General features: G+C 32.3%; 8 protein-coding genes. All 8 read right to left on the reverse strand.

Annotated elements, in window-relative coordinates:
- Nucleotides 1-26: 26 nt before the first annotated feature.
- Nucleotides 27-2,186, reverse strand: a complete 2,160-nt coding sequence (locus L3J35_01025) for an OmpA family protein (GenBank protein MCF6364762.1) — start codon at nt 2,184-2,186, stop codon at nt 27-29.
- A 27-nt stretch (nt 2,187-2,213) separates the two neighbouring features.
- The gene (locus tag L3J35_01030; GenBank protein MCF6364763.1) at nt 2,214-3,494 is read right to left on the reverse strand and encodes a hypothetical protein; all 1,281 of its coding nucleotides are present in this window, start codon (nt 3,492-3,494) and stop codon (nt 2,214-2,216) included.
- Nucleotides 3,495-3,525: 31 nt separating this feature from the next.
- A complete protein-coding gene (locus L3J35_01035) occupies nt 3,526-5,508 on the reverse strand; it encodes a hypothetical protein (protein MCF6364764.1) in 1,983 nt (660 codons plus the stop codon).
- Nucleotides 5,509-5,521: 13 nt separating this feature from the next.
- Entirely contained in the window at nt 5,522-6,340 is an 819-nt protein-coding gene (locus L3J35_01040; GenBank protein ID MCF6364765.1) for a hypothetical protein, read from the reverse strand.
- A gap of 25 nt (nt 6,341-6,365) precedes the next feature.
- Nucleotides 6,366-7,448 (reverse strand): 6-bladed beta-propeller, encoded by a 1,083-nt coding sequence (locus L3J35_01045; protein ID MCF6364766.1) that lies wholly within the window; start codon nt 7,446-7,448, stop codon nt 6,366-6,368.
- A 172-nt stretch (nt 7,449-7,620) separates the two neighbouring features.
- Nucleotides 7,621-8,253, reverse strand: coding sequence for a cytochrome c3 family protein (locus L3J35_01050; protein ID MCF6364767.1), 633 nt, complete (start codon nt 8,251-8,253; stop codon nt 7,621-7,623).
- A gap of 380 nt (nt 8,254-8,633) precedes the next feature.
- Nucleotides 8,634-10,004, reverse strand: coding sequence for a sigma-54 dependent transcriptional regulator (locus L3J35_01055; protein MCF6364768.1), 1,371 nt, complete (start codon nt 10,002-10,004; stop codon nt 8,634-8,636).
- A 122-nt stretch (nt 10,005-10,126) separates the two neighbouring features.
- Complete coding sequence (locus L3J35_01060; GenBank protein MCF6364769.1) at nt 10,127-11,614, reverse strand: ATP-binding protein; 1,488 nt, start codon at nt 11,612-11,614, stop codon at nt 10,127-10,129.

Here is an 11,614-nt window from a genome sequence, read left to right on the forward strand (position 1 = left end):
AATTTTAGAGTTCAATATAATATATGCTACTTTCTTATAAGCTCGAATTCTGCCCTTCTGTTTTCTGCTCTTCCGTCTTCGGTTTCATTTGTGTTTACAGGGTTTGACTCTCCGTATGCTTTTATTTTTATTCTTTTAGGTAATATTCCTTTTGCTGTTAATATTTTTTTTACCGCCGTTGCTCGTTTTTTGGAAAGTTCGATATTATAATCAGTACTTCCCACGCTGTCAGTATATCCGTTTATTTGAATAGTTACGGCAGGGTATTTATTCATAAAATCTGTTAATTTATCTATCTCATTGTTTATGTTTTTTTCAAATTCTGTTTTTCCGAACTTAAAGAATACCTTTAACGGTAACATTCTGTTAAATGCTTCAACTTCTGAAATTATGGTTTCTTCGAGATTGTTTGTATTTGATACTTCTGCGGAATCTTTGGTAATGTTTAAAGTTGTTGAATCGATTTGGGTTATATTATCATTTGTTAACGTATCTTTTTTAATTTCTACATTATCAACAATAACAGAATCTTTAATGGTAACTGTAATTGTTGTATCATTTTTGACTATATTATCGCTTTTATGTGTTATTGTATCTTTTTCGGTTGTAATTGAGTCAATTTCAGTTATATTTTCAATAGTACTTATTGCAACGGTATCTTTTTTAATTTCTACATTATCAACAATAACAGAATCTTTAATGATAACTGCAACTGTTGTGTCATTTTTAACGGAACTGTTTTCTATATTTTCAACAACATTTATCGTGTCAGCAACATTGTTAATATGATTTGTAACAGAATCCGTAACATTGATACTGTCATTTTCAGGAATTTTTACTCGTGTGTATTTTTTTTCTGTGTGGCATCCTGTTCTGCATGATGCACCGTTTTCTTTTAGAATGAAATTCATGGGCATATTCCACGTTCCGAAATTAACTCTCTTTTTTATCAGAAACTTATTTTTTGAGGCATGCACATCGTGGCAAATGTTACAAGTTCTTCCTTTGTCGCCGTTTATATGAGTAAAGTGTAGATTTTGCTCACCGTTTCGAAAGTTTGTTGCCGTGCTTGAAAATTCTTTTTCCAACAAATCGGTATCATGGCAATTAAAACAAAGTTCAAATGATTCGACACTTGCTTTTGTATATTCACCTTCCGGAAAAGCACCGTTCAATAAAGCCGTATTATTCGAAGCATGGGGGTTATGGCAAACAGCACATCCGTCTTCAATCGGAGCATGTTTATATTTAGCATTATTGAGTTTTTCTTTAATGTTTTCAATTTGTTTTGTTTCTGTGTCTATTTTTTTATTATGGCAATTTAAACATAAAACATCCTGTTCTTCTTTTAAAATTTTATTATGAGAAGATGAATGCGGAGAATGGCATTTTTGACACTCAATCTTACTTCCCGACACTTTGTGTATGTTTTTTGATTCGTTTATTTGCGAACTTATATCATCATGACAAGTAAAGCATAATTCCGGAGTTGAAGAATTCAGCAAAAATGATTCTTTTGAACTGTGAGGATTGTGACAGTTTGAGCAGTCATCGTCAAACGGTGCATGTAGAAATTCTGCTTGTTTTTCGGCTTCGATATTATCGTGACAAGTTGCACATATTTTAGATTTGTCTTCAACTAAAAGAAAAGAATTATCTGATTGGTGAGCATCGTGGCATGACAAGCATCCGTCTAATTCAATCGGTGCATGAATGTTTGTATTCTCGCTTAAATCAATATCATGGCATTCTAAACAAAGTTTTGAACTCTCGGATTCTGCTAACATATACTTGTATTCTGCTCCGTGCGGTGAGTGACAAGAGACACATTCACCTCCCTCAACGGGTGTATGTATGTTTTTTTTGTCATTTTTTTGTTCGTGACACATGTAACATAAATCCGGCATTTTTTCTGCCAGGATAAAGCCTTTTTCTTTTACCCTGGGATGTTTATTCCCTGTACTTTGATGACAGGTTTCACAATCGTCTGTAGCCGGTGCATGTAAAACTTTATGATTAATAATATCATTGTGGCAAAATGAACATTCTCTTTCATTTACGGAATTATATGAATAACCGGAATATGTATGTGTACTGCCTAATGATTTAATTTTTGATATTCTCGGTAAATAGCTTAGACTTACGGCTAAAATTGCAATCGGTATTACTATTATATATCTTTTCATCAGTACATTCTGTTTTCAAATTCTATATTATCGTCTATAAGATTTTTCAGCATGGCAACCCGGAAAACAAGAACCTCCGGCAGTTGTAACTTTATAGTTCATTTGCATTTCCCAAGATCCGAATTTGCTGACTTTTCGTATAAGGTGTTCATTCCCTGATGCGTGAACATCATGGCACAAACTACAGCTTCGTCCTTTTTTACCTTTAACATGAAGATAGTGCATGTTTGTTTCTCCGTTTCTGAAGTTCGTTGCATTTGTTGTTTTTTCTTTTTCAAGTAAATCTTGTTCGTGACATTCAAAGCATAAAGAAAAGTTTTCAACTTCGGCATTTTCATATTTTTTTCTCGGATATTTACCTATTAATAGTGATTCATATTCCGAGAAATGTGGTTTATGACAAGTTGCACAACCGTCAAACTCTATTGCTCCGTGAACAGACACGCCGGTTTTTATTTTTCTGTCTATGTTTTCTATTGTTCTTGTTTCAGTTTTTATTTTTTTATTATGACAGCCTAAGCACAGATTCTTTTTATCATTTTTTAGCATTGAACTATAAGATGATGCGTGAGGAGAGTGGCAGTTTATACAATTTTTTTGGTCTAAAGCAACAGAATGTGATGAAACAGACTTCTCAAAATTTTCTTTAAATCCGTCATGACAATTAAAGCAGATGTCAGGTGTTTTTTCCGACATTAAATAATTTTCGGAAGAGCTGTGTGGTTTATGGCAGTTACCACAATCATCGTCAAAAGGATAATGTATGTTTTCTAAGGAAGCTTCTTTTTTTTCATTTTCATGACAAGAAAAGCATAATTGCGGCTTAGTTTCTTTCAAAAAATAACTGTTATCTGATTGGTGAGGGTCGTGGCAATTTTGACAATCTCCACTTTTAACCGGGGCATGCATTTTGTCTGTTTCGGGTATTTTAAAATCATGACATCTCATGCAAGTTTCTTGATTCGGACTTTTTTTAATCATTGCCGGATTTGACGACCCGTGGGGAGAGTGGCACATCATACAATAACCGTCGGTAACAGGCGGATGAACATTTTTCTTTGTATTTTTCGGATCATGGCACATATAACAAAGATCGGGAATGCTTTCGGTTAAATAAAATTCATTGCCGACAGAATTAGGATGATCTCCTTCTTTTTTTTGATGGCAATTGTCACAAGCATCCTCTACTACAGGGTGTAGATATTCATATTTAAGTAAATCGCCGTGACAATCTGCACATGTTTTTTCTTGGTTGCTTTGTCCGAATGCACTTGATATATAAGAAAAACTTACAGTTATTAAAATCAAGCATATTAAATTTTTATTAAGCATCTTATTTCTAAAATTTTCGGATTAACCTAAAATAAACCCCGTTATAATTATTAATTTGTCCTAAGAAATCTCTGTTATATTTTTCCAAACCGAAAGTTAGGTACAACTGTCGAATTTTAGATGTTACTTCAAACCTTGCGGTTAATAAATCTAAATTAATTCCGTTTCCGACTTGTTTACGGTAACCTAAATTTAAACTTGCTTTTGTAAGGTCAAAAATTCGATAAGTGGCTTTTCCTGATATATCTGCGTAAATATGGTTAATTGAATCATAAACCAAATAATAATCGCGATAATTTGCATTTAATGATAGTATGACCCTGTCGTTTATAGTTTTATTGGCAGTTGCATAAAATCTTATCATTTCATACGGAATAATTGTGCTGTTATAATTGTCTTTTTCAACACCGGCGGTCACATAATTAATATCAAATCTAAATCCGTATTTATATTGCACATAATAGTTAAGGCTCAAAAGATCTGCATCTGTTAAATTAATGAAGTTTTGATTGTTTACTTTAAAATAGACTTCAAACATTCTTTTTAACACGCTAATACTTGCAGAAAATTTATTAAAATTAGCATCATAGCTGTATGTTTCAGGTTGATTAACTATGTAATCAACTAAAACTGCATCTCCGTTTGCTATTTGCCCGCCGGGAAATCTTTGAATTTCAATGTAATTGTTTCTTTCAATTATTGTATAATCCAAATCTTCCTGATAAATTATTGCTCCGTTTATATCTTTCACAACAATTGTTGCCCGGTTTATAAAGGGTCTGTCCAACAAAGTAATTTCTCCGTCAGTTAGTATGTGATTTTCGTTTATTATTTGAAGTGTAACCGGGTCGCTGTTGTTAATTCGCTTGTCTCGTCTATAATTGTAGGACAAATTTAAACGCCCTTTTAACGGAATTTTTTTCGTATAGTAAATGTTTCCTCCGAAATATTGATCGCTTTCATCAAAAACTGTATTGATTGTATTTCGATATTCATAAAATATACTTGTATTTAAACTTAAAAATAACTTATGCCCGAGAGAGCCGTTAATAATGTTCGTTCTGTTTTCATGGGGCTCTTGAAGCTCTTGGAGTTCTTGGGTTATTCTGTTAAAGTTATAGTTACTTTGAAATATAAATTGGTACGGCAGTTTTAAAAGTAAACTTTCATTTACGTTAAAACTATTAAAATTAATTGTTCCTTTTTGGTTATGTGCTGCAATTCTTGAGCGAAAACTATAGTTTTGTTTTTGGTCAAAATAGAAGTTATCGTTAAGAGTTATTTTATCGGAAAAAGTTTCTGATTGAAATATATTGTAGTTGTTAAATATAAATTTATCATGACTATATACTAAGTCATGTTTATCATTATTATAAAAAGTTTTTGATGCTCTTCCTGTAAAATTTAGTTGATTCATATCAGACATTCTGCCTATTTCTGTTTCTTCCTGATTCCATTTTGTGTGGTTATAACTGAAATTCAGCGGAACGACCTTATTTGCAAACCTTAAAACGGCTCCCCAATTTTTTCTGTTTGTTTTTATATTTGTCAGGTTTTCTCGGTTACTGTATGTTTGGCTAAAATCGGCATGAGTAAGTAATGATACGGGCTTCTGACTGAATATATTTGTTTTAATATTCAATCTTTTCATTGTTCTTGTTTCGGCTTGGTCGGGAATTACAATAAAATCTTCTTTAATAAAATCCGGGTTAAATTCGGCTTCAATGTCTAACTTCAATAAATTAGGATGCCAAAAATAACTCTTTGATCGAACAAGTGCTCCTACTGAAAAACGTGAGCTGTTTTGAGTTTCACTTAAATAGTTCCTTAAAATTTTTTGTGTTCTGTAATGTCCGAACGTGCTCAGTTCTCCGGAAAAAGAAGTCGGTACCCAAAAAGAAAATCTGTCAGAAGCAAAAAATGTTCTTTCTTGAGAAAATCCCCAACTTGTAATTAGAGTTAACAATATTATGATTACCGTTTTTTTCAAAATAACATTTTAATTAATTTAAAATATATCTATTATCCCCTCCGTGCGGATTATGACATTCCGTACAATCAAAATCTTCAATACCTTCGTGATTTTCATTTTTAAAAACTGAACTTTTATTATGACACTTTAAACACATTTCTTGACCGGTCAGCAATAATTTATACTCTTTTTCTGAACTGTGATTATCATGACACGAGTTGCAAAAGCCACTGTCGACAGGACCGTGCAAATGTTTATATGTGTCATTAAAATCATCATGACATTTGTAACATGTGCCTTCTTTTAAGAAAAATTTGTTTTCTTCACCATGTGGATTATGACATTCCGTGCAATTTGAATTATCAATCAGTGAGTGCACATCATTATATGCAAGTTGCTCGGAACTGTGGCAATAAAAACATAACTCCTCGTTTTCTCTTTTAACTAATTTATCAAATTTAGACTGATGGGGGTTATGGCACGATGTGCATTCACTTAAAGCAGGTCCGTGAACAACAGCATAGTTGTCTTCAAAGCTTTCATGACAAGAATAACATAAGCCGGGTTGTTTTTCTGTTGCCATACTGTTATCATGACAACTGTTACAGCTTTTTGTTTTGTATGGTTGATGGATGTTTATGGTCGGAATATTCTCTGCAATATCCAAGATTCCTGTACTGTCAATTTGAACAACAGAGTCAAGCCGGTTTGTTGTGTTATCATAATCCGGGTCAGGTACTCCGTCAAAAACAAACGATAATACCTTATAGGTTGTTTCTGTTGAACAAGCTGCTATTAACAATACAAATAAAAAGATTGAAAGCTTTATCTTATTTTTATATTTCGGCATATAACTTACGACTTTCTTTTACTGTTTACTCTTTTAATTCAACTCTTCCGTATATATTCAGCTTATAAGGACCATATTGATTAGTAACCAAAATTATATATTTCAGTTTAAACTTAGGGTCTGTAAATTTTTCAAAAAAATGTACATCTTCATAGTTAATATCAATTCCTGCCGGCATATACATATATCCTTTTCCGCTTTGTCCGCCGGCAGGATTACCGAAAAACATCAATACATGGTTGTCTTTATTGAATATCTGAGCATTTGCAAATGCTGCATCAATTACATATAAATTATCTTCATTATCAACAGCAATTCCTTTTGGTCTGGCAAATTGTCCGGGTTTTAAACCTTGTGCTCCAATTGTGCTTAAATAATTTCCTTCTTTTGAAAACTTTTTCACATTAAAAGAGCCGAAGTCACTTACAAAAACATTGTTGTTTGTTACAAAAACATTTCTTGGTTGGTAAAGGAATGCGTCATCTCCTTTTTTTGCATCAGGAAAAGAAAATAAAAATTTATAACTTGTATCATTTTGAAAAACATCAATTGTATGGTTTTTCATATTTGCAACCCAAATTTTATTGTCCGATACAAATACATCAAGAGGCTTGAAGCTTTCAGAAGCTCCGAAAGCGTTAACAAAATTTCCGTTTACATCAAAAACTACAATTTCTTTTCTTCCTGAATCAGCAACATACAAATAGCCTTTTTCGTCAACATGACAATTTACCGGAATAACCAACTTTCCGTTACCTTCCGGGAGAAAATAGTCAAATGTTTTTTTGTTTAGGTCAATAATTTCCAGCCCTTTAATACCAATATCGCAAACGTATATTTTCCCGAAACGAATATCTACGCCAAATGCGTTTTTTATTGTTTTCGATTCCTCTTTTCCTAAAACAAAACTTTTAAATTTTGATTGCCTTCCTTCAATGTCAAAAGAGTTTCCGATACTTGTTAAAAATTGAATTCGTGCTGTATCCGGTGCTGAGGGAAAAACTATTACTTTTTCCGGAATTGTTGTTGTCTGAAATATTTTACACGAACTGATAAGGACTAAAATAATACTTGCCGATAAAAATAAATTAAGCCGTATTTGTTTCATTATAAACAATTTTGAAAACAATTATTAGAGTACACAAAAATAAAGAAATATCATTAAAAATAAGATGTTATATAACAAGCAATATTTACTGAAGTCAATGAGGTTCTTTCCGTTTTAAAGATAAAAAGGCGATTTCAAACCGCCTTTTTACTGTAATAATTATGTTTTAATATTATTTATTGTGACAAGTTAAGCAAAGCTCACTACTGATATTTGTTTTAAGTAATAAACCGGGAATACCTGCATAATTATGAACATCATGGCATGATCCGCATTGAAGAGTTCCGCTGAACAGCATATCTGTAGTAATTGTTCCTCCTGCGGGTAATCCACTTAATTGTGTTGTCGGATCATAAAGTTCAGGATCTGTAAATGTACCGTCCCAAGCAAAAGATACGGGATGGTCATCACTTAAATCTGTTCCTACTAATGCAGTTCCTGTCATTGCATCTGCAGAAGTTCCGTAATCGTGATCATTAAGGTTTACAGTACCGTCATGGCAACTTAAACAATATAAAGAAACTCCTGAAGGTTGTCCGGGAACAGCTTCCATTGTATTGAAAGGACTTGTATAAATTGTAAATACTGCTGTTGACAATGTGTGACTCCAAAGAGGTCCGCTTGCTGCTTGCGAAGCATTGTGAGGTGTATGACAAGGTCCGCACATTTTGTTTGAAGCCATTGTATTCCAAGCATCATTTCCTAAGCCGGCTCCATCGTTAAAATCGTGAGCAGAGCCGGTTAATTGTCCGAAACTCATTAAACCGATTGTAACAAAGAATAATAAAATACTTAATTTTTTCATAACATTTAATTTTTATAAAGTTTAATTTAATTTGCAAAATTTTAATTTAGAAAAGACAAATTACAAGCCAAAAGAAAGTATTGTAAGTTTTTGTTCAGCATACGGCAATATTTTTCGAAAAACTTCAATATTTCATAGTTTGCAATTATTTATATTGTTTTTATTTGACACCTCCTAATTGCCCTGTAGCTCTGTGATTATGCCCCAAAGGTGAGATTTGGCAACTTATCTTTGCAGAAAGGTATATTGTGTAATATCAAATAGACTACTGCTATATAACACAAACACTAAAAGTTATTTATTTGCTAAAAGTTGACTTCAGGCAAACAATATGGGTTATATAATCACACTTTTTGGTCATTTGCCCTATTTTTTATTGTCTATAATTTATACTTTTTCTTTTTATACCTGAAAGTATCTCTGGATATTCCGAGAAGTTTAGATGCTTTTGTTTGGTTGTTTGCAGTTTTTTCAAGAGCTTTCTTAATAAACTCTTTTTCTATTTCATATAATGAGATACCCTCATCAGGGATATTAAAATCGTAAGGGTGGCATTGGCTGTCTTTTGATATGTTTTCTCTTATTTCTCCGGGAAGGCTGTCTTCGTGTAAAATATTATCAGACTCTAAAATTACGGCTCTTTCCATTACATTTCTCAATTCTCTGATGTTTCCGGGCCAGTTGTACTTTATCATGAGGTCTTTTACCTTAGGGTCTGTTCCTTCAATTTTCTTTCTGAATTGAAAGTTAAACTCTTCAATAAAATAATTAACAAGAAGGGGAATGTCCTCTTTATGTTCACGCAACGGCGGAATTGTAATCTGAAAAACTTTAAGTCTATAATATAAATCTTCTCGGAATAATTTTTCTTCGACTGATTTTTTTAAATCTTTATTTGTTGCTGCAATAATTCGGATATCGACAGGGATATCTTTTGTTCCGCCTAAACGTCTGACGGTTCTGTTTTCCAGTACACTTAACAGTTTTAATTGAGTTGCCTGGTTTATCTCTCCTATTTCATCTAAAAAAACGGTTCCGCTTTCTGCAACCTCAAACAATCCTTTCTTTTGTTTTTTTGCATCTGTAAATGCACCTCTTTCATAGCCGAACAGTTCGCTTTCCAAAAGAGTTTCGGGTAGCGAGGAACAGTTAATTGTAACAAAAGGTTTATCTTTTCGGCTGCTTTCGTTATGTATTGCTTTTGAGAACATGTCTTTACCGGTTCCGCTTTCTCCCAAAAGTAAAATTGTTGTTGTTTCTGTTTTTGCTATTTTTTTTGAGATTTGAACTTTGCTTTTAATTTTCTCTGAAACTCCTATAATTTGGCTAAAAGTAATATTATCTTTTTTTTCCCTTCGCAAAAGCTGAATCTCTCTGTCTTTACTTATTTTAACTCGAATGTTCTCAATAATAATATTTATCTCTTCAAATGTAAACGGTTTGTTAATGTATTCCGATGCTCCTGCTTTCATGGCATTTACGGCAGTATCAACGGATTCGTAAGCTGTCATAAAAACAATAACGACCTCATCATTAATAGATTTTAGTTTTTTGAGAACTTCGATTCCTTGCATTTTGGGAAGTTTGTTATCTAAAAAAACTATATCGGGCTGTTCCATTTCAAATGTTTCGATACCGTCTTCCCCCGATCCTGCAGTATATATTTTATAACTCTTTGAATTCAGTTTTTTTTCAAAAGACCACCTTATTAATTTTTCATCATCTATTATTAATATCTTCAGAGGCTTCATTTACTTTCTGTTATTGTGAAATAAAGTTTCAAATATAATCTTTTTGTATTGTTTTAAAAAAACTTCTGTTTTATTTAGGACAGAAAGAAGTATTAGGGGATAAGGGAGCGTTATTTTTTATTTTAAGTATTTGGCGTTGATTCAAAAGATAAGTTTGTAGGCAAGGTAACAATAAAGGTTGTTCCTATTCCGAGCTTACTTTCAACCTTAACTGTTCCGGAATGTTTTTCTGCCGTTTCTTTGATAATTGCCATTCCCAGCCCGGTACCTTCTGTTTTTGTAGTATAAAAAGGTTTGAAAATTTCGTTTATTTTGTCTTCCTGAATTCCTGTTCCGTTATCTTCAATAAGTATTTTAATTTCTTTTTTATCTTTCAAATATACTGTCTTGTAAGTAATAACTCCTCTGATGTTTTTCTCCTCAATAGCATCAATAGCATTAAGTGTTAAGTTTAAAAAAACATTTTCTATTTTTTCTCTGTCAAAATAAAACTCAGGAATTTTATCTTGAAGGTCTAATATAAATACGACATTCTTTGTGCTTGACTGGCTTTTAATAAAAAACACAATAGATTTAACTGTTTCATTAATACACTGTTTGTCAAGCGTCAGTTTTTCTGACTTGGCATATTTTAACAGTTTGGATATTGCCTCATTTACCCTTGTTGCTTGCCTTTTAATTTCATGTAATATCGGCTTATTTTGTTTGTCTTTTGTGTCTTCTGCAATTATTTCGATAGCATTTGCAATTCCTGTAATAGGGTTTCTTATTTCATGGGCTAATCTTGCCGACATTTCTCCTATTGTAGCCAACTTTTGTGCATCTTGCAGCTCTTTTTCGTGATATGAGCTTAATTGCTTCCTTGTTTCTTCAAAATTATCAAGCATTAAATTAAAACATTTTGCAAGTTCACCTAATTCTCTGGAATCTGAAATCGGAACCCTTTCACATAAGTTTCCGGCATTAATATTTTTAATAGATTTTTGGAACTTTACCAATGAACCCCTTACAAATCTATAGTGCATTAATAAAACAAAGCCTCCGAGGATAAGCACCATAAAAACGGTAAATATAATGCTGAATTTTCTTGTAAAATTTATGTTTTTTTCTGTTTGATTTATTGAAAAATCAAACACTATATATCCTAAATTTTTAGTGTCAGAAGAATGGCAGTTTTTACAATTCTCTTTATTCTGTATCCTTATAAAGGCTCTTGAAAGAGAATGTTTTTCAGATTTGAAAGTTTTAAATGTCAGGTCTTCTTCAATCAAAGGTATATCCGTTTCAAAAATTGAATCACTTTTAATATAAGATGCTCTAACCGGAAACTTTAATACGCCGACAGAATCAAGAAAATACGCATCAGATATTTGATCGCTTTTAATCATTTTTTCGACTAATGAATTAAATGCTCCAGAATTGTGCGGCTGTAAACTTAACCTGACAGGTTCATTAATCATGTCCAAAACAGCAATAGTGTTTTCTTCGGTTTTAGCATATATTCTTTTACTAAGATAATTACTGTATAAATAAAAAGCAAAAGACGAAAACAATGAAACCACAACTATTACGGTAAAAATAATTCTGGATCTGAAAGTGTTTAATCTCAT

Source organism: Bacteroidales bacterium, assembly GCA_021648725.1.
Lineage (GTDB): Bacteria > Bacteroidota > Bacteroidia > Bacteroidales > JAADGE01 > JAADGE01.

Coding starts and splice junctions, on each gene's coding strand:
- L3J35_01025 (MCF6364762.1), bottom strand. CDS start 2,186: ATGAAAAGATATATAATAGTAATACCGATTGCAATTTTAGCCGTAAGT.
- L3J35_01040 (MCF6364765.1), bottom strand. CDS start 6,340: ATGCCGAAATATAAAAATAAGATAAAGCTTTCAATCTTTTTATTTGTA.
- L3J35_01045 (MCF6364766.1), bottom strand. CDS start 7,448: ATGAAACAAATACGGCTTAATTTATTTTTATCGGCAAGTATTATTTTA.
- L3J35_01050 (MCF6364767.1), bottom strand. CDS start 8,253: ATGAAAAAATTAAGTATTTTATTATTCTTTGTTACAATCGGTTTAATG.
- L3J35_01055 (MCF6364768.1), bottom strand. CDS start 10,004: ATGAAGCCTCTGAAGATATTAATAATAGATGATGAAAAATTAATAAGG.
- L3J35_01060 (MCF6364769.1), bottom strand. CDS start 11,614: ATGAGATTAAACACTTTCAGATCCAGAATTATTTTTACCGTAATAGTT.